The following is a 26,955-nucleotide window of genomic DNA, read 5'->3' as shown; positions in this document are numbered from 1 at the left end:
CGATTTACCAGGACCATGTGAACCTTATATAAAGTCGGTTAGGAATGGGGATTACAATATAACCAATTGAATGGCGCAATCATCATGTGATAAACACTGGAAAAGATCACGGGTTCTTGTGGCAAAATCACAGCAAGCGTTATGGGATACAAAATGGTCAAATCAATTTTTTCAAGGATAAGCACATGAAATGGTATGAAAATGAATCCTTTTGGCAAACCTTTGGTGTCGTTTTGTTTAATGACTCCAAAGTCGAAGATGCAAAAAACGAAGTGAAACAGTTACTTGATCTTGTCTCCATTCCGCACCATTCGAAAATTCTGGATTTAGGTTGTGGTGTTGGCAGGCACGCTATTGAACTCAGTCTCCTGGGGTTTGACGTCTATGGCTTAGATCAATCAAGATATTTGCTTCAAAAGGCAAAAGAAGCCGCTTTGAAGAAACAAGCAAACGTATCCTGGGTTCACAATGACATGCGAAATCTTTCTTTCAAGACACAATTTGAAACTGTTATGTCTTTGTGGACTTCATTCGGTTATTTTGAAGCTCCAGAAGATAACACGAAGGTGCTGGATAATGTATTTCTCAGTTTAAAAAACGGAGGAAAGTTCATTATGGAGCTGATAACCCTGGAGGCCTTTGAACGTAACCGGGAACCAGTAAGAGAATTCAATATGGGCGAATACACTTTGATCGAAACATCTTTATATAAAGCTGGCTCAAGGAAGAATCGCTTTACATGGACACTGTTAAAGAATGGCAAAGTACAGGCAACAGAAACGGTTTCACACTGGTTATATTCTTCTGATGAACTCGTTAACAGCCTAAAGTCATCGGGCTTTAAAAAGGTAAAGACCTATGGCAGTTTAAGTGGCGCTAAATATGATGATGATTCTCATTCATTGGTCTTGGTAAGTATTAAATAATTTTCATGCAATTTGTGCAAATATGTAGTATATTGATTTACGTGTGATTATTTTTTAATTGTTTAGGGAGGCAAAATGGGACAACTTAACGCTTTTAGAAGAAGAATAGAGGCCTTGGAAGACGCCGTTTTTGATGACAATCTGGGTCATTCTGGCAACCTTGGCGCACTTATTTATAACGCAGTAGACCAAGCGTTTTCAGCACAGAATACCAGAAGCCGTGCCATGATTCGCTATCGTCCGGATACGGACAGTCGGCCTACGGCTGCCATGATCCGATACCGCCCCGATGTCGACACCCGTCGACCTGGTGGCGCAATGATCCGCTACCGTCCTGATGTTGACTATCGTCGACCAGATGGTGCAATGATTCGATATCGCCCCGATGTTGACACCCGTCGACCCGATGCCGCCATGATCCGCTACCGCCCGGATGTTGACACCCGTCGACCCGATGCCGCCATGATCCGCTACCGCCCCGATGTTGACACCCGTCGACCCGATGCCGCCATGATCCGCTACCGCCCGGATGTTGACACCCGTCGACCTGATCGCGCTATGATCCGCTACCGCCCTGACAATGACAACAGATTGAATGCCCTCGATCCTGCAGATGGCGTCGATGGTGGCGTGAATTTACTGCAACCGATGCTCATTCAACTGGCATCCGTTTTGGGGCCTGAAAAGGCAATGAAAGCTTTGGAACAGGCGCAAAAGGCTGCCGGGTTGGAGGAAAACAATGACTCTGACACCAAATCAGCAAACCCCAAAGCCAAAAAGAAATAAATAATAGATGCATCCCATTATTTTTCCGTCCGCCAACATGGCGGAGCATTTGAGGCGATTGCTGGATTGCATTATTATCTCAGACATAGAGCGTATTTGCGCTCATTCTGAGGCTCATCATCGGTCTTTGGTCAATTGTTTTGATTATCTAAAAATGAATGCAGAGCAAGGGGATCGTTATGCAATTGGTGCCCCACTTTATTACTGGTTATCCAATGCCCCCCAACATTTCAAACATGATGCGTTAGTGCCTTATATTGATAAGTTAATTGAGTTAATGGTTGGGCAGCTCATCATTACAATCAAACCTGATGAGCAAATTAATCTGGCTATTCCTCATGCAATAAGCCATATTCCGCAAGCCGATTATGTCTTTTCTGTTCCTGTTTATGAACTCAGCATTGGTTATGAATTGTTGATTTTGCATTGTATTGATGGCAGGTCTTATCAAGTCAATACTGCTGACATCAGACAGCTGATAGATATTCGCAAAGCAAATACAAACAAAGTAGAAAAAACGGATATCATCATCCATTCTCATTCAAGTGTATTGAATGAATACCTGGCAGAACTTGATGGCATTGCATCAAAACCAATTAACAATGCCGAAAATTTACATATCAGAATGCCGCACGAACCCGAGGTGGATGTACTCAAGGATGGATTGAAAAACGGTGTGGAGTTAATCATAAAAAGCGGACAGGAACGCTTCGACGAAGTTAATGTCCTCATGGATGCCATAGCCTTATTAAGTGGTGACCGATTTGTGGGCGGTTCTGACATTGCCTACCATGGTGTTGCGTTCTTAAACTTGGACTTACAGTGGTCAAAGTACACTTTCGCAGACCATTTAATTCATGAGTCCGCACACATTTTGCTCCACACAGCAAATGAAGTTTCTCCTGTTTTGAAAAATCCGGATTTTTACGGCGCACCATCACCCATCAGAAAAGACCCCAGGCCAATGATTGGCATACTTCATTCGACATTTGTATTTATGAGGTTAGTCATGTTCTTCAAGCACCAGGTCCAATTTTCAAAAGAAGACGAAGTGTATTTTCGGCTGCATAGGCATTTGTTGGGCTTCATTGAGGGTATGGACTCCCTGTCTAAATACGCCTCATTTACTGAAGAAGGCCAAGCGCTCTATGCCGGGATGTGTCATGTGCTTGACTGGTTCAAAAGAACGCTTCCAGAACCCGACCCGGCCTACTACAAGCGTGTCGGAAACGATTACGTGGTTTAATCTTTGAAACTACAATTACCAGCATCGATCAGAACTGCTCAATATCAATCCATTGAAGACATACCGGTATATTGTGAAGGACAAACTCACAATATTTGGGGGGCTTTTTTTGAGCTTCAGGTGAAAACCCGTCAAGGTGGCAGAAAACACATTTTTGCAGGCATGTCGTCTAACCCAGAAATCGCAAGATTTAAGTGTTTTATGGAAGGGGTCGAACGCTGTGCTGGCCTGTCTCTTTGGGCAATGGAGACACTTGCCAAATCTGTGGAATCAAATCGTTCTCTCGCTGAATTCTTTCCTTATTCTGATGAACAGGTTAAATGGCTGGAAAAGCTCAGAAGTCGACAGCCAACAATGAGTGTTGCTGCCCAGGATCTGGTCGACGGCTCTATACATTTCATACCAGCAGAAGCTGTATTTCCCTGGTGGAAATCTTTCAGCGAATGTGTTTTACCGTTGCCTGAAACGGATGGGGTTGGATTTGCGGCCGGTTTTTCAGACCGAAAATCCGAAACCACAGACAGGGCATTGTGCGAAGTTTTGGAGCGGGATGCTTTGATGCTGTCCTGGAAAGTGCCAAATTACCCAAAAATCAATTTAGATCGAACATTATTACATCCTGACTTACAGGATGAGTTCGCAATTCAAAACCTCAGTTATCGTTTGCTGGACATTGGCAGCGAACATGGCATACGTGTTGTCATTACTTTACTTACAGATCATTTATATCGCACCACAATTGGCGTGGCTTGCGGTGGCAGTACAGAGCAGGACATTCAAAAATCGGCACTTGAGGCGCTCATGCTCAGAGGGTCAGCTTTATTAATGAGTCAGGAAAACAGGCAACTTACTCATCAAATCATGTCCAGCGAAGATCATGTCTTATGGGGATGGTTCAATGGTAAAAAAGTGTGGGATTGGTACAAACCAACTCACATGATGACTCAGCGAAATGTAAATCATGATCCACTGACTGCTTGTGTTAACTTAGGGCTGGGTAGACCCTTGCTGGTGGACACGACACCCCCAGATTTTCGGACAGAAGGATTTTATGTCTGTCGCGTGATCGTACCTCACGCCTTTAGAAAAGAATACAATCACGCATACCGTTATACAGGAGGTAAAAGATTAAAGGATCTTGGCTTGATGTCGGAACAACTCAACCACCTCCCTCACCCAATAGGATGAATTCATTCTCAGGATAGCCAATCATATCGACCACAAAACGCTCTCACATGATCATACATGTAAGGTTTCTGAGCGATATTGATGGTGTCGTACACCCGAAGTGGTGAGCGCATTCCTACCAGTACCGAGCTTAAGTAAGGGCTGGAAACGGCAAAATTCAAGGCAAAGTCAGCCAGTGCACCTGGCGGTAAATTGAAATCATGCTGAATTCGAGCGATTCTTTGATTAACTTCAGTCAGATGTTGATTTTCAAAAAAATGAGACCGCCAGTCCCCCTGTTTAAACTGTTGATTACTGGCATAGTTACCTGCCAGTGCTCCGGCATACAAGGGAGAACGGGCCAGAACAGCAACTCCATTTTTAGCTGCGATATCACCAATGTATCGATCTAGTCCCTGGTCAAATAAATTATATTGAATTTGTATTGAATCCACATATCCACTTTTGATCAAGTCAACAGCGCTGATGCAATCATGGTCGTGAAGGGACACGCCAATGGCCTGTATTTTACCTTCTTTTTTAAGTTCTAACAGCGTATGTAACCACTCTCCTTCAGTAAGCCACCTGGGTGTCCATGCATGGAGTTGTTGCAAAAAGATACACTCTAAACCTAGATTTTTTAAAGACTGTTCGGTCGCTTTTCTGATGTGGTTTTTGGGAAATGCCTCATCTGCGTGAATATGCGGCGATGGAATAGAAATTGGCATCATGGGGGACACTTTTGTCGCCACATAAAGTTCTTTTCGGTTCTGGAAAGACTTGATGACTTTTCCAATGATTTGTTCTGCCTGGCCATCTCCATAAACGAGAGCCGTGTCGACCAAATTCACTCCAAGCTCAACAGCTATATTGAGACTTTTGGCAAAATCGTGCACATTGCCATCCCGCCACAATTGTGTATCAAATCCCCAAGTACCAAAGCCAATTTCTGAAACTTTGGTGTTACACCGTTTAAATTCTCTGTAACGCATAATCTACTCTGTTGCGGTAAATATTGTTTGCAATCCTGGAGTCACTTCATTCCTGGACGACGAGCAATGATAAGTTCCATCAGACTTGCCCGTATCAAATCTGTGAATAGCAATGCTGTCAGGGTCGGCTTCTTTGATTTTTGTTGCATCTTTAATGAATGGAAAATCACAATGAAGCATTGCATTGACTTGATACGGGCGGTGATGCCAGTTTTCCCGATAGCTTATATTTTTGTCAAATACTTGACGGTCTAAAAGACTCAACAAAGGATGTTCACGGTTCATGTAAGCGGTGTGCATATCCAAATCAATGTTTTCAGTCGGTGTATACAAGGTTCCGTGGTCCCGGGCCAATGGCCAAATGACTCTGATGGCACGGCGCTTAGTTGAACGATCTACATGCCACACAAGATCCCCTGGGGCAAAAAAGTTTCTCACTGAAACCAATACCCGATTGATGCCGCTCAAGCCCTTCAAATCCTGAAACAGTTGCAGCACAGATTCGGAATAAGTACGGTAGTCTCTCTTTAAAATGTGAGACTCAAAAAGCATGGGAATCATTTGATGATCCAAGTCTGATTTTACTTTTTTGGCCTGAAGTCCGGTGTCACACATAAACGGTCTGGAGTTGTATAGGTATTGCCCCAGATGCTTTAAATACACAGATCGTGAACATTTGATTTCACACATTCTCATCACGTTGGAATCATGAAACACCTTTTCAATGTGAGCATTGGTAATAATCTGTCTGTTTATGGACATGTTTCTATTGCTTCATAGTTCACTGTTTTGGTGTGTATATCTTGGGTCAGTTATACCCCAGCCACCAGGATTGACAGGGGTTGGGGAAATTCAATGGCTCTCCTTTGAAACCTGCCTTGTCAAAAAAGGAATGAATAACTTCTTTTGTATAGCCCAAACAAACAGGGTATTCCCACCCCTCCTTGCTGTAAAAAGGCTGCTTATCCACTTCAATAAAAGTACAGACCAATAGACCACGTGGCGCAAGCACTTGCTTAACATTCTGTAAAGCATGAACAGCCAATTCGGGATAAGTATGTGTGAAAATGCTGTGAGCTATAACAAAATCGAATTGTGTTGCTAAACGCCACAGAGAAAAGTCTTCGACTGGCAAAAACTGTGGTTGCTTGATTTTAATGGCATCCCAACCCAGTTCGTTCTCTACTCCATCCATAATTAACTGGATATTGGGCTCAACACCAAAGTAACCATGCTTCAATAAATATGGGATGAGTATTCTACCTAACCTCAAAGATCCACAGCCCAAATCCAGTATTTTGTGGAACTCTCTCAGCCCCAAGTGGTTTAAAACTTCAAATTGGTTTGCAGCCAATATGTCATAGCCATCAGGTTTGCCGATATATGATCTGTAGTGCATAGGATTAAGACATTATGTTTTTATATTATTATACCTTTATGTTCATAATAAGCCACAAAAGACTTGGCCTATTACTGTGACATAAGGACAAGTGTTGTCGACACTTTAACAGCACAAATAAGCAGAACAGGCACTCCCAAAGAAATGTCCTCATTATTTTTCCGGTTTACTGCCCACCTTCGGCTTCCCGCAATAAAAAACCAGCAAGATCACTCAAGCTGGTTTTTTTAGATTGCTGAACAGCCGACCCGGCTGTTTCTTCTGTATGATGTAGCCAGTTTATCAGCTGTGGTATGTTCTCAAGCCCCAAAATGCACCAAACAACAGCATCAGAGTCAACAGGAACAGAGCCAATCTGTTGTTACCCGGAACAGGCAATGCCACCAGTGGCGCACCAGCACATGTGGTGACATCCAGTCCCCATGAGGCCAAAGTACCTGTGTCACCACCGGCATCATCAAACACATCAAAAGACCAGGTTCCATTCGGGTTTTCTCCGATAAAGGCACCCATGGCGCCTTCAACCACCAATGATGGAGCAGGCACACCATTGGTGTAAACAAAGACTTTGGCAGATGTTGTTGCAGAATCATCCCAAATTGTGCCATTGAAAGCATCATCACTGCCACCGCCATTGTCGGTACTGATGGTCACCACTGTACCTTCAGGTGAGGTAAGGGTCATGTCAAGGTCTCCCGGAAATGTATGGGTGATGGCGGTCGTGAGGTTCAAATAACACGGACAATTACCCACTAAGTAATGTCATACGGCCACATCAGACAATTGCCCTTATCAATCACCTGAATGATCCACAATCATGAATTTATACTGAGAAAACCTATGTACATTGTTCAGCAGGTAAGTTTCCATAAATGGCGGTTTTGTGAATTTATCCCAACTTGCAAAAAAACAAGAAAAACATTGATTACTCCCGGCTTAATTGAACATATTGGTATATGATTGTTATTAACGGGGGCGCAATAACAATGAATAAAACCAACCAAACGAATACATCCGAGCAATTTTATCAACTGGCTGATCAGGTGATTGCTCAGGAAAACTCCATATTAGCCAGGACTGATGAAGTAGAAATAAAATCGGATTTTAAATCCAAAACATTAACTCCTGAAGAGCTCAATAAAAACAAACCAAAGAAAGTGGGATTGGCGCTATCAGGTGGAGGGATCAGATCAGCATCGTTTGCCACTGGTGTTATACAGGCATTCCTGAACCATCAGGACAATCATCATGTTGGAGCTTTTGCACGCCTTTTCAAATACCTTTCAACTGTTTCAGGCGGTGGCTACCTTGGAGCAGCCCTGACCTGGTTAAAAAGCAATGGCCATGACTTGGATGAAGAACTAAGCACTTCCAGAGGAGCCAGAAACAGATTAAACAACAAAACCTGGCTGGATTATGTCAGACAACACGGCAGTTACCTCAAACCCAAGTCAATCAGTTCATTGAGTTTACTGAGTGTTGTGCTGAGGAATATGCTCACCAGCTTTCTGGTCTATTTCTCACTGTTGGTATTGCTGTTCTTTGTTTTCCGGGCGTCAGGACTGTTGTCATTTGAGGCTACTCAAGTTGAATCAGTTGATCAAGTGGGTCAGGTAGTGGCCATGACCCAAACCAAACTGTATTCCATACCATCCTTCTTTCTGATCAGCCTGGGCTTGTGTGGCTCCGTATTCTTATTGTATCCGGTGGCCACATACATCGGTAGTTTCAAGCCACTGAAATTTAACAACGGTTTGTTGGCGGTCATACAATCCCAATCTTTCCTGGGTTTGTTGTGGCTCATTGCCATGACCATCGTGACGATCTCATACACCAACAATACCTGGCCTCAATGGGGTTCATTGCTTGACGCTAAAACCAATCTTGAAACTTCAATGGTCGTGGTGTTTTGTCTGTTTTTCATCACATTTTTCAGTTTGATTGCTTTGATCACCACCATTTTCAATGAAGAGAGCAATAGAATTTCATCACATAACTACCGATCCAGACTGATAGGACAACAACGTGCCGGCTTGATCCTTGGCATCACACTGACTTTGGCTCTGATCACCGCATTACCTTATCTGTTCAACCTAACCCGGCTTCATTTGATTGAACCTGAAACCACTTCACTGATCGCCGGCCTGGCGGGATTAATGGGCAGTGTCCTCCAGTTCACCAGAGGTCGAAGCAAAGAAGTCGACAGGGGTATCAACACAAATTTACTCATCATAGTTTCATCTGCTTTGTTGATCTTCAGCTTGTTTCTGGGCGCGTACACCTTTGTGTTTTATCATCATGCCATGCTTGAAGCCCATTTGTTGTGGTTCATAACAATCGTGATCTTCATCAGCATTTTCATCAACCTGAATTATTTTGGCATTGGCCGCATGTACCGGGACCGGATCATGGAAACCTTTATGCCCAATAAAGAATCCATTGAGAAGGGACAGTGGGGCATGGCCAACCAGGCAGATAAAACCCCCATTACAGCCTTCAAAAATATCAGGCCTTTTCACATCATTAACACCAATGTGGTATTGGTCGACTCAGATGAAGAACGCTACAGAGGCCGCGGCGGCGATAATTTCATCATTTCACCAGCCTATTGTGGCAGCGAGGCCACCGGATACCTTAATTCTGAGATGTGGTTCAATGGCCGCATGAACCTACCCACTGCAGTGTCAATCTCCGGGGCTGCCATTAACCCAAATTCCGGAGTAAGCGGGAAAGGTGTGACCAAAAACAGACTGGTGTCATTCATCCTTGCCTTGTTACAAATCCGACTGGGCTACTGGGCACCCAATCCCGAAATGACCGAAGGTAAATTAACCAGTAAAATCAAGTTCTTCCTGACATCGATGTTCAGGGCTAATTTCATCATCCCAGGCATTCGCCAGGGATTATTTGGCCGTGGCTTACACAGCAAGGCATATTGGCTGGAACTTACCGATGGCGGTCACTTTGATAATACCGGGGCATATGAGTTGATCAGAAGAGAACTTGATGTCATAGTCATTTCATTGGCCAGCGCCGATCCAGATTATAAATTCGAAGACCTGGCTAACCTCATCCAAAAAGCCCGGGTAGACTTTGGCACCAGGATTCACTTCAAGGCTGCTGACTTCAATGCCTTGAAGCCAGATCCGAAAACCGGTTTGTCAGCAAAAAGCTACGCCATTGCCCAGGTTGTATACCCCAATAATAAAGAAGGTCAATTGGTGTTACTGTCCGCGAACAAAAACCCCAACATCTCTGCTGAAATCATTTCATACGCCAGTAATCACCCTGAATTTCCTCACCAAAGCACCAGCGATCAATTTTATGATGAACAACAATTCGAAGTCTACAGAGAACTGGGACAGCTGATTGGATCTGAGTTTCTGAACGGCCCTGAAGTTAACAATGGTTTGTTTTTTCAGGCACCCAAAACATCACCAGCTGCCACCACTCAATCTTCTAATGATGACCAGACTATTGAATAATTAATTCAGATGGCTCAATCCGATACAAGTTTTTAACCATTGCATTCAGGTTGGTTGGTGATATTGAAAATAAAAATCACATGCTAAAAAAGACAAGAAAAATCATACCATTTGGAAAAGTCATTGAAGGAGGACGGCAAACATTCCCACAAAATGAAGTTTACCTGGGCAGGGAGAAAAAACGTCAACAACTGATGCGCTGGCTCACCTCCCTGAAACCCAGTGGCTCCATCCTGATCACCGGTGCCCGGGGTGTTGGTAAATCCACCTTTGTCAAAAACGTCATTGGTTCAATGAACGTCAACCTGTACGAACGGCTAAAACTCAAAGGCTATTCGGTTAACTGGGGTGATAAGCTGATGATCCTGTTGGTGTTCATCATCATCAGTGTCATGCTGACTCTCTTCTATGAGTTATTATCCATAAATACCACAAATTTTTTACTCAACCACATCATTTGGACGATCGGAATGGTGCCCTTTTTATTGATGATTTATTGGGGTGGATTGTTAAAAAGAGCGGTGGTTCGTATCAATCAAATGACAGACTATGAGCACTATCCGCAAACTGATAACAATTCTGAACTTTCCAGACTCTACTTACATTTATGTTCGTTGAGCACATTCTTGACACTGGTCGGGGCTGCCATATCACTCAAATTTATCCACTACTATTTGTTATTTTATTGCCCACTGTTTTCAACCCCATCAGGCAACGCTGGGTTGAAAGTCAGCATTACGATGCTTTTTTTAACCGTGGTTTATTTCAACCGAAAATACATCAACAACAAATGTCATTTGAGAAAAAAACTGGAAAAAGAGCTTTCTTATGCAGTGAAACCACAGTTTACTTTTTTCGCCATCCTCATCACTGTGTTAACGGTGTTTTTCATATATTTTTTTGAAGAAACACTGCTTCATTGGTTCTTGACTGACTTTGATAAGAGCTGGTTTTTTCTTTTCATTATAATGTTCATACTGGTGCGCAGTTACTTCAATGAACGTCAATTAATTAAGAACATCATCAAATCATCCAATCCCATCAACAAATCAAAAGAACGGTACAACCGCCGGGCCAATTACCTCTCTCAGTGGACATTGAATTCGGTCATCCTGCGACATTATGCACCCACCATACACGTCAACATCAACCTGGGATTCAGTGACCTGAATCATTCAAACATCATTTTTTCAATGCTCATCGACCTGAGGAACAAATACAGAGAAATTTTTCAGAGCAATAATTATGGCTTTTTGTTCATCAGACATGCTTTTTTCTTCCTCGCAGCACTGCTCATTTGGATGTCGCTGGATACAATTAATTTGACTGGTTTCATGGCCACGCTGAATAACTATGAAACTAAAGTTCAGGCAGACTCAAGTGCCACATTGGTCAGTATGTTTACTGACAATAATAAAACCTCACTCAGCATACTGGACCTCGCTGGTGTGACCATCATATTTGTATTACTGAACTGGATATTCATCAAAGCAAAACTCTCCAGAAGCTCAGAAAACCTGAGAAGGATTGATACCCTGATCGAAGAATTAGCGACCAAAAGCATCAAAACCAAACAGGGTGGTATGGGCTTCAAGATTCGGGGCGCATCCCTGGAAAACAAAGTCATTGCATTGAATGAAAGGGAACCGCTTAACTCCAGGCTGGTAGAAACCAAGCTGATCTGGTTACTCAATCTGATGAAACAATCTGAGAAGGGTTGGTTTTTCTCACCCGGAAAAGTCATTTCCAAGCCCTCCCCGAACATTCTGTTTGTGTTTGATGAATTGGATAAATTGCATGACCATTCGGACAATCACAACAAATTACACCCCAATGACAAAAGAAGGAACTTCACCGAAAATGAAGCGGCCCGGGCTAAACAGATTTACCGCTTACTTTCCGATATGAAAAACTTAATCACCACCGCACCGGCTAAATTCATTTTTATCGCCGGGCGTGACATGCGTGACCAGTGGTTGGCTGACGCCAATGCCAGAGAACATTTTTTATCCAGCATTTTTGAACAGGAAATTTTCATACCATCGCTGCTGACTGATCACTCTGATCAGGATGGCGCCAGATTAAGCGACAACATACATAAATTTTTCAAAATAAACCACTTCAAAGCAATTAAGAAATTTGAAGGGCGTTTGGTCAGACATCAAAACCGAAACAGCTTGTTCTCAGAAAAAAATGAAGAACTGCTCTCTGAAGAATACCTGTTATTCAACCATACCCCGCTATATAAGGACTATCCCATACACGTAAGTACGTTATCAGATGAAAACCACATTACCAGATTAACTCCTCACAACGATGTTGATCAAAACCGGTACATCAACGACTACGTGTCTTTTTTAACCTATAAAAGCCGTGGTGTTCCCAAACAGTTGAAACGACTCATTCTCGAGAACATCGAATCAATGACTGGATTTGATGAATTTGATGACGCGCTGGTCTTCACTGAAAATGACATATGCAGAATTCAATTCGTGGCTGAAGTGTTTTATCTGATAGAAATTGAATTGGGTGATTACCTGATCAACGCCGATGACAAAATGGCCACTTCCATTTTCTATCTGTCTGACTTTGTCCTGAAGTTCAATGCCCATGCCTTTTCCTGGCGGCATTTGTTCCGACTCGATGAACTGGCACACATCCATAAATTACCCGAACTGCACAATATCTTTGAAAAACTGGTGAATCATTTCACCGGCTTTTACCTCAACAAAGTGCTCAATGGCCTGTATACATTCAGGTTCAGAAGCGACGTCAGTAAAGAAATTGCTTACTTGTCTAAAGTATCGGACGCAGACAGCGCCTCCTATAATTTCACCCTGGATGAATCAGGCGATCTGAAAGACATTTACCGCAGAAAACTGGATGACAACACCACATTGAATACCGATTACCGGGTTGGACTGGGAGAACTGTATGACCTCGACAGGGAGTTTGAAGACGCCAGAGAACACTACATCGCTGCGATCAAAATTCTGGATGACCATTTCATAGCCAAGCATCAGATTAATGGTCAAAGTCCGCTGAATGACGCCTTAATCAAACGCAACTGGAAAAGCAAGTTATTGAATTACAACATCAAGTGGGGAATCGAACGACTGGGCTTGATGTTACAAATTGGAATGACCTATGAAAGAGACAACAAACTGATCTATGCATTTACCAAATACAAAGATGCCCGATTGTTTTCCCGCCTGTTGTTCAAAAGCTATTTGGGTGAACTGTCAAATAACAACTCAGGTTCTACAAAGGGTACGCCTGCTGTTGATCAAACAAAACAAACTGACATCATAAAAAACAAACTGAATAAAAAAGGTCAGCGCCTGGTTGTGGTCAAACACGTTAACATCCTCTTTCAAGCTTTTTTTGCTGAAGTCTGGATCCTTGAAAAGCTTCACAATGGAGTAGATTCAAGCATCGATGTCCTGGAACAAGGCTTGCAGGAATTCCGCACAGCCATCTCTGGCAAAACATTGACCATTTCTTCAGGCGAAGGTTTTTCTGCACAATCTGAAACCAATTTTTTTATCCTGAAATCACAGTTTCACAACAAAGCAGGTGATTTGTACTTTTTTAAGGGCAAAAAAGGACTGCCAGATGAAAAACACTGCAATGACTACCTCCATCGGGGCATTCATCATTACCGGATATCCCTCCACGAAATCAGGCTGTATGAACAAAGCAGAGCACTGGCCAGCCAGAATTCATTGCCTGTACAAAGCGTTAGATTTCCAGATCATATATCACTGGCACTGTCATCCAATTTACTCGACCTGGGCGAATCTTTGGTGGCATCGGTTAATTTGGTTGATTTGTTGGCTCATGATGCTGCAAAGCCAAATGAGGTTCAATCTGTAGCTTTCGAAGTGTTTTCTGAAGATGTGAAAAAATGGATTTTCCTGGAGCAAGATGAGAAGCAGGATACGGATCTTGAATTGAACATTCAACTCAATGGCAGGTATGTTTCTATCTGTAAAGCATCTGAGTTATTCGGTAAAGTTGCTGACGGTAAAACCCATGACCTGATTGTTGAAAATCAGCTGCTCTCCGTTGAAAAAACCCTGCTGACCGGTCTATTGGCTTCATTTTCGGGCGTGAATACATTATCAGAAGCAGGATACAATGAATATGCTTCCAAAGAATACCATGAACAATTTCACCTGATATTGGTTATGCTCTACATCAAAGCCATGGAGAACCCCAAAACCAATCAGATCACCGAAATTCTCATTGGACTGGGATGGCGGCTTTTAGAATCCGGCATCAATTCAACATTGAAATCAAAATGTGGATTTAAACCACCATCAACCCTCAACAGCGGCATTGCCAAACCAAGACTGAGACCCGAAATACAGAGTTCTGCCCTGTCATTTTTGTTTATCATGGATTTCCTGATAAAAAGTAACGCACCCTCTGACTTTCTCTCTAAAACCAGACAAGAAACTGCAAACTTATACACTGATTATTTTGAATGCACAAAAGAAGAACTCAATCATGAGAACATCATAACGTCCATGGAGCGTTTACTGATGACCCATCATTACCCCATGGTCAATCATCTGAGGACCAAAAACTGGCTGATTTTCATGTATGAACTGAACCGTGATGCAGGCAATGCAAACACGTCCAACCGTCCATTCGAATATTTTTCTGACATCATGGCCAAATACAGAATCTACGACGCACCATTCATCTTTACCTTTGCCGAAGTGGCATTGAGTGCCAGAGTGGTTACAAAATCAAATGCCACTTTATTTGAGTCAGATAAAATTTGGTTACAAAAAGTCGAAGATAAAATGATCAGTAACTGTGAAAGTATGATAACCATGGGTAAAAAATATTATGAAGAAATCAGAAACCTTTACTATCTGTTCGATGATTTCAATGACAGACGCAATCACATGGGCCACACCATTCAGATGTTATTGATCAGCTACTTAAAAAATCAAAGACCTTAAAATTAGGGTAATCCACCAATTGTATCCCGTCAGCACCATTGTCGACGATACTTTTACTCATGAACTGGGCCACCTTTTAGGTGAAAACCATGTTGCAATAGAAGACCCAAACCCAGGTTCCCTATTACCGGTCGGGTGGATACCTGCAGTTATCAATAATGGATATCCTCAGGCATTCGGAACTATTGTGAACAACATTTTCGTCTCAATAATGTCAGTCGATTTTGATACAACCAGAAGATTGTATTTTCAAATCCCAATGTCACACTAATTGGTGTTCCAACTGGTGACGCTTTAACCAGGTATAATGCACAAGTAATAGATTTATTGGCTTCTGTTATGGAAGGTTATTTTGATAGGCCAGATTTTATCTTTTCAAGTAACTTTGACACACAATGATTTCAATATTAAAACATATTTTTATTTTATATCTTCTTAGCTTTTGGGATATAGCAATGTCTGCAGATGCTGATTTAGAACTGCAAACCTCACCAGAAAATTTTGCAAACCTACAAGTTGGAGATGAAGGTGAATTTGAAATTATGGTCATAAACAATGGTCCAGGGGATGCTGGTATCGGCGCTCCTACTGCAACACCAATTGTTGTATCAACTTCAATTCCACTCATTGATTCAAGCACAGTTGACTTTTCAATAAACTCAAATGTTTCCCAAGAATGTGGTTTTGGAACTTTGATTGGAGACCCAAGGCCTGGTGATCCGGTTGTCGTGATAAGGTTTTTCACTATATCTGAATTATTGGCAGGATCCTCAATTACTTGTTATGGGAATTTTGTAGTAACAAGACCGGGAAACATTAATGAAGTAGTCTGGGGTGTTAATAATGGAAATCCGGCTGATACGGATCCAGATAATTCAAATAATCAATTTGTTATGACATTTAGAGGGTTTGTTCCTCAGGTTCCTACACTTGCAAATTATTCACTACTGTTTATGGTTTTGATATTTCTTGCTTACACATATTTTAAAATCAACATTTTGCCGAAAAAATTAGTTTACCAGTAGACCACCAGACTACACCCATCACCTGACCAAAGTCGGTTCACCTGTAGTTTAGTTGGTTATAAGCGCGGACAGGCGCTCTCTAAGAATTATCATACAGCTATTTCAGACATTTACCACAGCAACAATCACCAGATTATTCCACAATCATGGTTTTAAATGGACAATCAATGACTCTGACCCCTTTGATTGATTCCATTGATTTGGCATCCCGTAATAAACGAAATATCAAACAGAACCTCTGATGGCTGATCAACAACTAACAACTCAGACATATTACGAACAAACTGTACCAGTATTATTTTGTTGTCTCTACTTCCCGCAACAACCGCACCGCCATCACCAACAACACCGTCAACACCAACAAACCCCAGAACACCAGGCGGCTGTGGTCGGCTGGTGGCTCTGCTTCGGGCTCCTCTTTCGGCGCTGTTTTGAGCTGGCTGATTTCACCCAGCCACACGGCTGAGGAAAACAGGCTGTGTTTCATCGGTTGGGTGAGGGTCTGGTACCACTTCACCGATGGCCAGGAACTGCACCTGGTGTGAGCGCCAGGCCATCTCGATGCCTGTGATCCATTGACTGTTGATCGCAGAATCGCTGGTCAGACGCCAGTAGATGCAAAAAGTAAAAAGTATAAAAAGAAGATGTGCTGTTTTCATTTAGGGCCCTGCAAAAAGTTAATGCATGTGATTACCCATATTATTACATATTATTCATTTTTGCATAACAACAAAGATCACCCCATCAGCCATTCCGTGAGAGGATAAACTTAAGCCCTGTCAAAAGCATCGCCAGCATTAAAAAACTTAAGGTGAAATAACCAATAGTTGGCACATTCTCTGGTGGAAAGCCAAAGGTAATGGATTGGACATTGTTGTTGTCATTTGGATCTGTATCTGCAAAGTTGCGAATCTCCCACCCCACTTCCCTGACACCTGACTCAAAACTCCTTGTATACCGGCCAAAACATTCAACAGTCTCATTCACTTCGACAGACTGAATGTTGATATCAAAGGCATAAACAGGGCCATGACCACCTGGCGGAGGAGACCCAATAACTGTGACAAAAAAACACTTTTGGTTGTCGTTGTGTGGAGCAGCTGTGAAGTTAATTTCAGGGCCTGTGCTGCCATTAAACTGAACGACATCTGATAAAAATGCAATAGGGTGTGGGAATGGTGCGTTCAGCCCCGCTGGATCTGGCCCAAGATTAGTGACACGCGCCACAAATTCGCCTTGAGCTTCAGTCACCACGCCTGCGATTTCATTAAATTCTAACTCGATGGCAAGGTCTGAGAAAGCGTTTGCTTTAAGTTGAAGAGGTATAACTAATAATAGGCACCATATCAATCTGACATTCATATCACTCAAACTTAACAATAGTAAATTAACCCTATCACAACGCATAAATCCTGATAATTTTAACACCCTAACTTTCTTTCCAAAAAAGTGAAAAATATTTCTTTCAGGCCAATTTGGCAGTGACACTAAAGCTTCACTGCTCATCACCCACTTCCCGCAACAACTGAACCGCCATCACCAGTAAAAATGTCAGCACCAGCACCAACAAGCCCCAGAACACCAGGCGACTGCTGTCGTCCGGTTGCTGTTCTTCAGGCTGCTCCACTGGAGCATGGACGAGCTGGCTGATTTCACCCAGCCACACCGCTGAGGAGAACAGGCTGTGTTTCATCGGTTGGGTGAGGGTCTGGTACCACTTGACTGAGGGCCATGAGTTGACTTTGGCTGAACCGAACCTCAGGGTGAATGGCGCCTCGCCCTGGGCCAGGAACTGCACCTGGTGTGAACGCCAGGCCATCTCAATGCCTGTGATCCACTGACTGTTGATTGCAGAATCACTGGTCAGGCGCCAGTAGCGGTGTTGGTTGGTCGGGAAGCTTAAATCATCATTGAACATGGATAATTCACCGTCCCCGACCTCATACACAGGCCCTTGAGTCACCAGTCGCCACGGGGCCTGAGGGTTTGCCCTGGAAAACAACCGCACATCAGCCATCAGATTCGGATAATCAAACACCAGTTTCACGGCCTCGGCAGGATAATAACCACCGGCATCCCACTCGATGGCATGCCCCATCGACTCCCGGTCCAGTTCTTCAAAGGCCTGGATGGTCCGCCACTTGATCGGACTGTTACGTGTCTCGCGGCTGATCCTGGCGGTCACCTGATTAATCGTTGGAATTTCCGGACCCTGAAATTCAAGTTTGTAATAAGCAAAATCAGCCCGCCCCACAGGAATGCGGTTTTCCAGCACCACCCGACCACCGGTGTCCAGTTCAATCAGCTTCTGCCGATTCTGTACCGAACGCCAGGCGGACAGATCATCACTGCCTGAGAGGCCCACATAAAATACCCGGTTACCCACAGCCTGAAATGACCAGTCCAGCACCAGTTCGCGCAGGCCCTGACCCTTGACCAGGCTGGCATCAATCAACACTGTGCGCCCATCATCTGCGACCTGCTGCCGGACAAAACGGCGCAGTTGTTCAGAAGTGGTGACGGTGAAACTTTCTTCATCTCCCTGCCAACTGGTGCGGGTTTGCTGACTGGTGACTGGTACTTCCTGCAAGCGGCGCAGGGAAAACACCGGCAAGCTGGTGTCAGACCAGCTGGTTAGCTTGCGGTCCTCGTTCAGGGTGATGCGCATCGGCACCTCATCGCCAGCCTGATTGGTGATCCGCAGATCGCGCAGGTCAGCATGATGCACCCGTTGATACACCTCACCGGGCACATTGAACCGGTACCCTGATGAGGCTTCATCCAGGATCATCGGCATGGCATAGCGAAACCCGGCATCAACCGCCAACGGGCACAACAACATCAAGAGCAAAGCATATTTATGCATTGGCAACAGCCTCCTGTTCTTCAGTGACCTTCTTCTGATCCGGCGGCAAGGGTGAGAAATACCCCACCAACGACAACAAAAACCCAACCGTCAAAAACGCCACGATCCGCTCAATGCTGCCCGAGGCCGACATGTCCACCAGGAACAGCTTGGCCACCACCACAATCATCAGTCCGAGGCCAACCAGCCACACCTGGCGCCAGTGTTTCTTCGCCGCCAGCACCATCAGCGTCACCGCTGCAGTGGCCCACAAGATGCTGAAGCCGGTTTGCACCATGCGCGAGGCCAACAGTTCATCCAACAGGTAATCAATGCCATACCAATAATGGAAACAGCGCAGCATGGTGGCATTGAGCATCAGAAATCCGGTCACCGCCGCAATGATGTATTTGTGCTTCATCTCTTTCAGGAAAAACACCTCAGCATCCCGGCGATGCATCATCACCGCCAGGCCAATGGCACCCAGGCCAACCAGATCAATGATGTTCAGCACCGGCATGTAGGTCAGCCCCAGTGATTCACCAGGCTCTGACAGGTTCAGTACCATCAACAACACCCACAACACCCACATCATCACCGGCAAAGCCAGTTGGGTGTATGCCGCTTGTTGGGCCACCAGCGGCCAGCGCAACCGATCACGTAATGCAAACACCACAAACGACACCAGTAACAACACCGCTGAGAATGAGGCATAAAACCAGATGTTATCAAAGCCCCAGTGGCTGTCGATCAACCGCGCGGCTTCAATCATCAGCACAAACGACAGAATCCAAAGACTGAACGCATGCCACTGCGGCAGATACCGCATGCGGTCCGGCTCATAAACTTTCAGGATCCAGTAGTTCACCCCAAAGGCCAGTAACCAGGCCAACCAGCCAAAGCCTTCATGGTAATGCTGTTCAGCCGGGAACCAGGCTGCAAACAACAACAGCACAGGCACCATCAGATACCTCACCCGGTGTAGATCGTTCCAGCGCAACCGATGCGCCAGCCACACAAACAACACCATGGACAATGCTAGGCAGGCCAGCACAGCTGGCAGCCAATACGGGTTGATGATGAAGCGGTTGATCTCCATCACGCCATTGATCACCCACAGGCCAAGCGATGACAGCAACAAAGTCCGGCTGACCAACAACCGCACCTCATCGGTGCCGGTATCGCCACTGATGTACTGATCCCAAATCCGGGCAAAACTGAACTGGGTGATAAAACAGATCAACAACGAGACAAAAGTGACATGCACCAGCGGCAGGTCGGCAGCGGCCACTGGCGGCACATACCACCTGCCGGTTATGAGTGAATTAAACAACGGAATCAGCATCGCCACCACCACAACCACCGCTGCGGTGACAAAATCAGCCAGCTGCCTGCGCCTGCCAAACACATGCAAGGCCACCGCGGTGAGGGCCATCAATAACATCATCCACAACAACTGATGGGTTTCCAGACGCAACTGAATCTCCACCGTCATCGCCACCAGCCACAACACCACCCCAGCTGCCAGGAAAAACCGGTGCAACAACCGCTGATTGATAGACTCACTGTACTCTGGCCATTCATACTTCAGCCAGAACACCGACATCACCAGCGAAAACAGCGCCGCCACCAACAGCCCTCCAAAACCGACATTCAGGAACAAGGACAACTCATTGAAGTCCACCTGGGTGGCTCCCAAGCCCACCAGCATCAGCACCTGAATCAACAGTGCATACAACACCACAAGACCATCGCGGACTTTGTGGCCCAGGGCGATCAGCCCCAGCACCGTGAACATCAACCACAGCTGTTGCAGCAGATACACCTGCTCCGGAAAATGCCGGTGCAGCTCAACCAGCGAACCTGTCACCCACCACAGCACCGCATTGATCAGCATCAACCGGGAAACCCACAGCCCCTCACCTGGCCACAATGTGTCCTGGTGTTGGCGGGTATACAAACCCATGAACAGACTGGCAGCCACCACAATCAACACACCGACGTAATCGGCATTCAAAAACGGTAACAAATCACCTGTCCCCGGTGGCTCGACAAAGAACGCCCCACAACCGAGCAGCGCCAGCGCATATCCACTGAGCCTCGGCAAGGAACGAGACTGTCGCACCCCTACCCACACCAGCGCACTGGCTTCGGCCACCCACATCGCTGAGGTCACCCTGCCATCGAAACCCAACGGAATGGCCAGCGTGGCAAAGCCCACACCCAAAGCCACAAAGGATTCGATCAGTTCCTTGAAAAACGGCCTGTGCAAACGCTTGATCAGCAAGGCCAGCAGCACATAAAACACGCCCAGGGCCAAGGCTGAATACGCCAGCCCATAATCCATGTCCCTGACCAGGCCGGCCTGCAAAGCAAACACCACAATCGGGGTGCCAAAGATCAGGGTACCGTCATTGATGCCTTTGAGCTTCGGTGGCTGTTTAAAGGCGAACAGCACCGCGATCACCACATACAACAAAAAGTGCGCGATCAGGAATGGTTCAACCGAATTGAAATACCCGGGCTGGTAATACTGATAACCCCACATTGAACCCACTGCAAAAGTGGCCACAAAGCCCAATACATTCAACAAGCGCCAGGACTTGAACCAGGCGATGCCAAAAATACTCAGGTTCAACAACAGGTAATAGGCAAACAACTGCACATGCGAACCGGAACCGGTGGAGGTCAGAATCGGCGCCGCAAACCCACCGAGCACACCAATGACCGCCAGGGCCATGGAGTTTTGTAACACCGCCAGCGCCGCCGACAACACCACGATGCCGATCAGGCACATCAGCACCACCGAAGGCGGAATCAATTGATGCAAACGCATCGCTGCAAACAGCGTCAGGTACAACAGACCCACCGCCCCGCCCTGTAAACTCAAAGCAAAGCCAGGACGCTTCACCCGCAAACGCCAGCCCAACACCAGCATCACCAGCGCACCACCGACCACACCGATGTAACGCAATTCAACCGGCACCACCGTACGCTCAGCAACGTATTTCAGCAAAAACGCCACCCCGACAAACAACACCAGCATCCCGGTGCGCACCAGCGAATTACCACCGGTAAAATACCCCACCACCAGGTCTTTGATCTTCTCAAAGCCCCTGGACATGGCCAGTTCAAAAGCCGTCGGCTCAGCCGAAACTTCTTCTGACAGCATCAACGGCTCTTCGGTCAGTTCATCTGCATCAGCTGACACCGCATCGCTTGTGGACTCAGCCACAGCAGCCTCATCCACCACAGACTCACTGACCAGCTCCGCTGCCTCCGGTGTTTCCACCACCTCTTCGAGCTGTTCAACTGCCGGCTCATGAATCTGCCTGGCTGCTTGCGTTACCGCATCATCAGCAACTTCATCAGCCACATCATCTGCAGGCTCCTCAGCAGGCTGCTGATAATCATAGACGTCCTTCCTGGCCTCACCAAATAATTTGATCTCCAACTCATCAATCCGCCGGCTCAAAGAACCGATCCAGGAAGCCAGAAACCCGGGAGAAGTATCGGCATCGGTCGATGCCCGTGTGGTCGCGCCCTGATCCGGATCCTGTTTAGACTCAGCATCCAGCAAGCGCTGTTCCAATTCATTGATCCGCTTCCCCTGCGAACTGATCCAGGCAATCAGAAAACCAATGATCCCACCGACCCAGACACCCCAGCCATCCCGACTGTACGCCCCAAAAATAAGCCCCGCTATCACAAAGCCAATGTATTTCATCGCTGAACAACCTCCCTATCCACGTTTAATATTAATGTATCAACAATCATACCCCAGATTGTCGCAATCATCCCCCCAACAATCCATCAATCATTTCTGACATCAACAAGGGGAGCAATAAATGACACCAAAGCGGTACCAGCAGGAACCTCAATCAGACCAGGACTTAGTTCAACATCACCACAAATCCATCATGCGCTGCAAAACCAACCGGGACATCTGGTTTCAGCCCATCAATGACTGACATCAAAACAGTAATGAGGTGAGCCCTGACGCACTCCGTGGCGATGGTTACCTCCAAATCGGATAACTCACCATCAGGGTCAAAATGGAATAAATGATGGACATTGGGCCCCTCAATAAAGCCGTTGTCCCCGAAATATGACCCCCAGCATTCAGTATCTTCATCAGGGTGCTTTTCACTGAGGAACAGATTCAGCTCCGTCGAGTCACCACCATCGTAATGATATTCCAGATAAATGGCTTTGATGTCCGGATCAACCGCACTTTGACTCAACGCATTGGTTAAAACAAACTGAAGATCTGAACCCAGAACTTTGAGGTCATCAGTGCTCAAGTGATCCACTTTTACAGCGCCAGCAACAAGCTCAAAGGCCTGCTCATAAAAATCCACCAGACTGTTCATATCCTTACGATCGACCAATCTTTGGCAGACCTGTTGATTCATTGACTCAAGGCCGGTCCAGTCTTGAGAATCTATTAACTGATTCACCTTAGCCACCCATTGCTGCGCTGACATGTTGTCATTCAACATCTGATCCTCCGGTGATTGAACCACCCGTCAGGATACTCAGACAAATGAGTTCTTCGTCAGCAGCCACCAACGAAATCGAGGTGAAACATTGGGTGCCATCTCCCACATAAGGCAAGCTGCCATCAAAGACATTTGTGTGCGGCACCTGACCTGATTCAAGACTCAAAACCATGGCCTCAACTGAACCCGAGGCAAAGAGGTTCTTCAACAACCGCATTTTATTGTGCAGACTGTGTATTCGTGCTGTGTATTGGTGATGCTGGATTTTATTGGGTTTCTTAAAGGCGCGCCAAACCAGAAAATTTCTGAACTTGTTTGTTCGCTTCTTCTCAGGTACATTTTTTACTTCCCGCCAGAAATCATCCGGATCGAGAACCGTCAGCTTTGCCGGGAATTCAATGTCTTCAACGACATAGTTTGTGGTCATGTTTGGCTTGTACAGGTATTTAAAGATCACTTTGCCAAGAAACTTATTAAAGAACGAAGTCTTTTTTTCTTTGAACAAATCATCGGCATTAAACCATTGACTGACCAACCAGACCCAATAATCATAGTCCCTGATAAAGGCTTCCGTTAAATCATGGTGTTGCTTATCCAGGCTTAATTCAGCTTCATAGCCAGAAAAATCAGTGCTTTGAAAATAACCCAGTTGAAACAGTTGATTCGCCAACTCCAGGTTTTCACTGATCAATACCACCACAATCATTTTATGAATCAGAATATCAGCCCGGCTAAGAACCACTTTGGTTTTGGAAAGCTCTTCTTCCAGTTTGTTCAACAACACATCCGGTTGATCATCAGCATATCGCTTTAACAATGCCATGTGGTACAACCTTTGAGCATAAATCAAAGATTTGTAAGCGGGTAGTGGCGATTCTTCGGATAACTCAAGCTGAAAACTGTAATGAGAAAAACCCAAATATTTTTGGTAACGATCCATCGCCCACTGATGATCATTCAGGTATTGATCAATGTGGTCACCCCCGACCTCCTCAAACACATCACAATCTGGCTCAAACTTGGCGCACAACAGATCTGTGTTACGAAACTCATATCGCTCAAAGTCATCCATGATGCCTTCCTCATTGAACACATCTGCGCTGATGGCCGAATTCATGTCTTCCAAGACTGTCAAGGCCGCCTGATACACATCATCAGTCTGGCACTTGAAACACCATAAATAGACCTCGCCATTATCCTCTTTGTGCATCGGCACCTGGTAATTCAGCACCCGCTCAGACAGGGGTGTCAATGAATCATCCAACCACAACACCAGCATCATCACCGGTGTGATCACGGCGATAAAAATCAGTCCTTTTTTATAAATTGGTCTCATTCCGTTTCTTTTTTTATTTTTGATGGCAAAATGGTGGTTTTCTGACAATTGACATTAAAAGGAATTATTTATGAAGTCTTATCCACTGTTGGCCTTTATGCTGCTGTGTACCACCTGTGCAGTATATGGTAACCAATTTGGTCACCAAAGCCATGAAAAATTTATCGAACAAGTCACCCAAGACTATGAATCGACCTTCTTGGATGTCTTGCAACAATACGATGATCACATCAGCAACAATCCTGATGATGTGTTGGCCAAAGCTGAAAAATGTTACTTCATTGACTCGTTTACCTACGCAGAATCAGAAGTCCTCTATTTTGACTCCATTGATGCAAGCATGGAGCTTTGTAAACAGGCCATCGAAGATCATCCGGAAGATCATCCTGAGCGCCTGCTGTATGATTCCAGAAATCTGTGGGGAGAAGACGCCACGGAAAAATATCAGCAAATCCTCGACTCTGGTTTGGAAAACTGGACACCCGGACAAATCACCAGGCTCTATCAATGGCGGGCCAACACCCTGCGCTGGTCAGGAGAAACTGACTCAACCATGCATCATCAAGCCTATTACGAAACCCGGGATCCACAATTTATATTGGGCGCTGCCATCCATGAATCAGAAACAGGGAACCCGGATATGGCGCTGGAGCTGCTGCGCCATTATCAGCCCAAGGACGATGATGACCGATTAAATCTGGCCAGGTTTCATATCAATCTGGGACACACAGATCAGGCCCAGGATTTACTCAACCAAATTGAGCTGGTTTATGGTAATCGCATAGACATCATCAAGCTGAAGGCCGAACTGGATGCTGATTATTCACCCAAAACCAGTCTGCTCAAGGAAATCAAAGACGCCTGGACCGGTAATGAACAACTGAAAGAACTGTTGGAGTATTTTATCGAATCCGGTCATCACAAATCCGCCGACACCACTTACCAGTTCCTGACCAATGACGACATCTGGCAAGACCCGTTTCTGTACCATAAATATAAGCTGTATCAAGCTTCAGGCAACTGGAACTGGGGCATACAAGACATCTACGGCTTACTGATCTGGCTGGCACTGGTGGTGATCTGTTTTTTGATACCCTTTGCACTGATTGGACCGGTGCACTACCGGGGTTTATACCGCAGGGTCCATGGCCAGCCACCCACAGGTTCACTGACGGGATGGAACCTAAAACATGCCCTGTACTTATCCTTCATGTTCTTTCTGGGAAGCACGGTGCTGTTCATTATGTTTCAGCATGACGCTTTTTACAGCATATTCTTTGGTGATGAATCTGTGCCCTTCTCCAGCGAACCAGGCCTGAACTCAACCATTTATTTTATTGATGCGGCCTTTATGATACTCGTGTCCCTGCTAATATTCCGACATGGGGCTTCATTGTTCAAAGTCAATTTCACCGGATTCCTCAAAGCACTGGTCATCACGGTGGCCGTGTTTGTCACCTTCAAATTCATCTTCGCTGCCTTCATGATTGGTATCAAACTGTCCACGGTTTCATCCACATTTGACATCGTGCGACTGACCATTCATGACTTGTTTGAACAATACGGCGTATGGATCACTCTGTTATCAATCGCGTTCATCACCCCGTTGATAGAAGAGTACCTGTTCCGTGGCGTTTTGCTCAACAGCTTCACCAAACACATCAGCTTTGCCTGGGCCAACATCCTCCAGGCGGCTGCCTTTTCAGCAATTCATGAGAGCAACTACATCCACCACTTCATCTTCGGACTGATCACTGGCTATTTCGTCAAAACCCAAAAACACCTATACGGTGCCATCATGTTTCATATGATCAACAACGCCTTGGCGGTATCAGTACTGGTCAGCTAAACAACCCCCAGAAGTTACAAGGCATCGGTCAGAACTCATTCAGAGCGATGCCTTACTCCAATGATCACAGTGGTGTTACATCAGTCTTCACTTAGATTGGGTCGCAGAAATTTATCCTCGCAAGCCTTGCGAACCTTTTCCAATCTGTTCATGAATGATTCATCAGGTTCTTCACCCTGTTCTAACTTCTCATAAAACGCCATCCATTCAAGCCAGGAAAACTCATCATAATTACCTTGCGCCATACAACCGCATAATTCCTTGGCTTTATTGAGGTTGTGTTCAGAGTCCTTGATACAGGTTTCGGTATACCCTTTGATGAACCCACCTTTAAACGGATTCAGAGAAAACTCAGCGAAAGCAGATCCGCTAATCACACAGAGTCCCGTCACAATTAAAAACTTAGACATTTCTCTCCATC

The 26,955-nt window shown here is 45.3% G+C and carries 19 protein-coding genes; 8 read left to right on the top strand and 11 right to left on the bottom strand.

Translation table 11 applies throughout. The annotated features are described in order from the left end of the window. Positions 1–185 precede the first annotated feature (185 nt). The 4 genes from B0475_RS11795 (at position 186) to B0475_RS11780 (ending at position 4,146) form a co-directional block, all read left to right on the top strand. Positions 186–926: a class I SAM-dependent methyltransferase gene (locus B0475_RS11795; RefSeq protein ID WP_157892900.1), complete on the top strand. Its 741-nt coding sequence runs from the start codon at positions 186–188 to the stop codon at positions 924–926. Between the two features lie 75 nt (positions 927–1,001). Beyond that, positions 1,002–1,712: a hypothetical protein gene (locus B0475_RS11790; protein WP_157892899.1), complete on the top strand. Its 711-nt coding sequence runs from the start codon at positions 1,002–1,004 to the stop codon at positions 1,710–1,712. Positions 1,713–1,719: 7 nt separating this feature from the next. Then, complete coding sequence (locus B0475_RS11785) at positions 1,720–2,958, top strand: aKG-HExxH-type peptide beta-hydroxylase (protein ID WP_077412067.1); 1,239 nt, start codon at positions 1,720–1,722, stop codon at positions 2,956–2,958. A 3-nt stretch (positions 2,959–2,961) separates the two neighbouring features. Further along, positions 2,962–4,146: a YcaO-like family protein gene (locus tag B0475_RS11780; protein ID WP_077412066.1), complete on the top strand. Its 1,185-nt coding sequence runs from the start codon at positions 2,962–2,964 to the stop codon at positions 4,144–4,146. A gap of 8 nt (positions 4,147–4,154) precedes the next feature. Here the strand turns inward: B0475_RS11780 and B0475_RS11775 are convergent, their stop codons facing one another. The 4 genes from B0475_RS11775 to B0475_RS11760 all read right to left on the bottom strand — a co-directional run bounded on the left by B0475_RS11775 (position 4,155) and on the right by B0475_RS11760 (position 7,269). After that, positions 4,155–5,117: an aldo/keto reductase gene (locus B0475_RS11775; protein WP_077412065.1), complete on the bottom strand. Its 963-nt coding sequence runs from the start codon at positions 5,115–5,117 to the stop codon at positions 4,155–4,157. A 3-nt stretch (positions 5,118–5,120) separates the two neighbouring features. Next, positions 5,121–5,879: a hypothetical protein gene (locus B0475_RS11770; protein WP_077412064.1), complete on the bottom strand. Its 759-nt coding sequence runs from the start codon at positions 5,877–5,879 to the stop codon at positions 5,121–5,123. A gap of 46 nt (positions 5,880–5,925) precedes the next feature. Beyond that, positions 5,926–6,516 (bottom strand): class I SAM-dependent methyltransferase, encoded by a 591-nt coding sequence (locus B0475_RS11765; protein ID WP_077412063.1) that lies wholly within the window; start codon positions 6,514–6,516, stop codon positions 5,926–5,928. Between the two features lie 282 nt (positions 6,517–6,798). Beyond that, positions 6,799–7,269, bottom strand: a complete 471-nt coding sequence (locus tag B0475_RS11760) for a proprotein convertase P-domain-containing protein (protein WP_077412062.1) — start codon at positions 7,267–7,269, stop codon at positions 6,799–6,801. Between the two features lie 233 nt (positions 7,270–7,502). Here B0475_RS11760 and B0475_RS11755 point away from each other — a divergent pair, with 233 nt between their 5' ends. The 3 genes from B0475_RS11755 to B0475_RS11745 all read left to right on the top strand — a co-directional run bounded on the left by B0475_RS11755 (position 7,503) and on the right by B0475_RS11745 (position 16,002). After that, positions 7,503–10,001 (top strand): hypothetical protein, encoded by a 2,499-nt coding sequence (locus tag B0475_RS11755; protein ID WP_077412061.1) that lies wholly within the window; start codon positions 7,503–7,505, stop codon positions 9,999–10,001. A gap of 80 nt (positions 10,002–10,081) precedes the next feature. Further along, entirely contained in the window at positions 10,082–14,977 is a 4,896-nt protein-coding gene (locus B0475_RS11750) for a hypothetical protein (protein WP_157892896.1), read from the top strand. A gap of 395 nt (positions 14,978–15,372) precedes the next feature. Beyond that, positions 15,373–16,002: a hypothetical protein gene (locus B0475_RS11745; protein ID WP_077412059.1), complete on the top strand. Its 630-nt coding sequence runs from the start codon at positions 15,373–15,375 to the stop codon at positions 16,000–16,002. 295 nt (positions 16,003–16,297) lie between these two features. On the opposite strand, the gene B0475_RS17680 is transcribed toward B0475_RS11745, so the two are convergent. The 6 genes from B0475_RS17680 to B0475_RS11715 form a co-directional block, all read right to left on the bottom strand. Then, positions 16,298–16,489, bottom strand: a complete 192-nt coding sequence (locus B0475_RS17680; RefSeq protein WP_157892895.1) for a hypothetical protein — start codon at positions 16,487–16,489, stop codon at positions 16,298–16,300. 257 nt (positions 16,490–16,746) lie between these two features. After that, positions 16,747–17,508, bottom strand: coding sequence for a hypothetical protein (locus B0475_RS11735; protein WP_077412057.1), 762 nt, complete (start codon positions 17,506–17,508; stop codon positions 16,747–16,749). Then, a complete protein-coding gene (locus B0475_RS11730; protein ID WP_077412056.1) occupies positions 17,498–18,868 on the bottom strand; it encodes a DUF3999 family protein in 1,371 nt (456 codons plus the stop codon). Before B0475_RS11730 ends, B0475_RS11735 begins: the two co-directional genes overlap by 11 nt. Further along, positions 18,861–22,574: a DUF2339 domain-containing protein gene (locus tag B0475_RS11725; protein WP_077412055.1), complete on the bottom strand. Its 3,714-nt coding sequence runs from the start codon at positions 22,572–22,574 to the stop codon at positions 18,861–18,863. The genes B0475_RS11730 and B0475_RS11725 overlap by 8 nt, the downstream gene beginning before the upstream one ends. Before the next feature lie 166 nt (positions 22,575–22,740). After that, positions 22,741–23,349 (bottom strand): hypothetical protein, encoded by a 609-nt coding sequence (locus B0475_RS11720; protein ID WP_077412054.1) that lies wholly within the window; start codon positions 23,347–23,349, stop codon positions 22,741–22,743. Continuing rightward, positions 23,339–24,685, bottom strand: a complete 1,347-nt coding sequence (locus B0475_RS11715; RefSeq protein WP_157892893.1) for a hypothetical protein — start codon at positions 24,683–24,685, stop codon at positions 23,339–23,341. Before B0475_RS11715 ends, B0475_RS11720 begins: the two co-directional genes overlap by 11 nt. Positions 24,686–24,755: 70 nt before the next feature. Between B0475_RS11715 and B0475_RS11710 the strand changes: the two genes are divergently transcribed. Next, entirely contained in the window at positions 24,756–26,534 is a 1,779-nt protein-coding gene (locus B0475_RS11710; RefSeq protein WP_077412052.1) for a CPBP family glutamic-type intramembrane protease, read from the top strand. A gap of 80 nt (positions 26,535–26,614) precedes the next feature. Here the strand turns inward: B0475_RS11710 and B0475_RS11705 are convergent, their stop codons facing one another. After that, positions 26,615–26,944, bottom strand: coding sequence for a hypothetical protein (locus tag B0475_RS11705; protein WP_077412051.1), 330 nt, complete (start codon positions 26,942–26,944; stop codon positions 26,615–26,617). Positions 26,945–26,955: the final 11 nt, after the last annotated feature.

The organism is Marinicella sediminis (assembly GCF_002000055.1).
Classification (GTDB): Bacteria; Pseudomonadota; Gammaproteobacteria; order Xanthomonadales; family Marinicellaceae; genus Marinicella; species Marinicella sediminis.
This window is presented reverse-complemented; position numbering and strand designations above follow the sequence as displayed.

Excerpts from the sequence above, each read along its gene's own strand:
- B0475_RS11720 (WP_077412054.1), bottom strand. The coding sequence starts at position 23,349 with ATGTTGAATGACAACATGTCAGCGCAGCAATGGGTGGCTAAGGTGAAT.
- B0475_RS17680 (WP_157892895.1), bottom strand. The coding sequence starts at position 16,489 with ATGAAACACAGCCTGTTTTCCTCAGCCGTGTGGCTGGGTGAAATCAGC.
- B0475_RS11755 (WP_077412061.1), top strand. The coding sequence starts at position 7,503 with ATGAATAAAACCAACCAAACGAATACATCCGAGCAATTTTATCAACTG.
- B0475_RS11710 (WP_077412052.1), top strand. The coding sequence starts at position 24,756 with ATGAAGTCTTATCCACTGTTGGCCTTTATGCTGCTGTGTACCACCTGT.
- B0475_RS11725 (WP_077412055.1), bottom strand. The coding sequence starts at position 22,574 with ATGAAATACATTGGCTTTGTGATAGCGGGGCTTATTTTTGGGGCGTAC.
- B0475_RS11765 (WP_077412063.1), bottom strand. The coding sequence starts at position 6,516 with ATGCACTACAGATCATATATCGGCAAACCTGATGGCTATGACATATTG.
- B0475_RS11790 (WP_157892899.1), top strand. The coding sequence starts at position 1,002 with ATGGGACAACTTAACGCTTTTAGAAGAAGAATAGAGGCCTTGGAAGAC.
- B0475_RS11785 (WP_077412067.1), top strand. The coding sequence starts at position 1,720 with ATGCATCCCATTATTTTTCCGTCCGCCAACATGGCGGAGCATTTGAGG.
- B0475_RS11775 (WP_077412065.1), bottom strand. The coding sequence starts at position 5,117 with ATGCGTTACAGAGAATTTAAACGGTGTAACACCAAAGTTTCAGAAATT.
- B0475_RS11770 (WP_077412064.1), bottom strand. The coding sequence starts at position 5,879 with ATGTCCATAAACAGACAGATTATTACCAATGCTCACATTGAAAAGGTG.
- B0475_RS11735 (WP_077412057.1), bottom strand. The coding sequence starts at position 17,508 with ATGAGCAGTGAAGCTTTAGTGTCACTGCCAAATTGGCCTGAAAGAAAT.
- B0475_RS11705 (WP_077412051.1), bottom strand. The coding sequence starts at position 26,944 with ATGTCTAAGTTTTTAATTGTGACGGGACTCTGTGTGATTAGCGGATCT.
- B0475_RS11715 (WP_157892893.1), bottom strand. The coding sequence starts at position 24,685 with ATGAGACCAATTTATAAAAAAGGACTGATTTTTATCGCCGTGATCACA.
- B0475_RS11750 (WP_157892896.1), top strand. The coding sequence starts at position 10,082 with ATGCTAAAAAAGACAAGAAAAATCATACCATTTGGAAAAGTCATTGAA.
- B0475_RS11730 (WP_077412056.1), bottom strand. The coding sequence starts at position 18,868 with ATGCATAAATATGCTTTGCTCTTGATGTTGTTGTGCCCGTTGGCGGTT.
- B0475_RS11795 (WP_157892900.1), top strand. The coding sequence starts at position 186 with ATGAAATGGTATGAAAATGAATCCTTTTGGCAAACCTTTGGTGTCGTT.
- B0475_RS11745 (WP_077412059.1), top strand. The coding sequence starts at position 15,373 with ATGATTTCAATATTAAAACATATTTTTATTTTATATCTTCTTAGCTTT.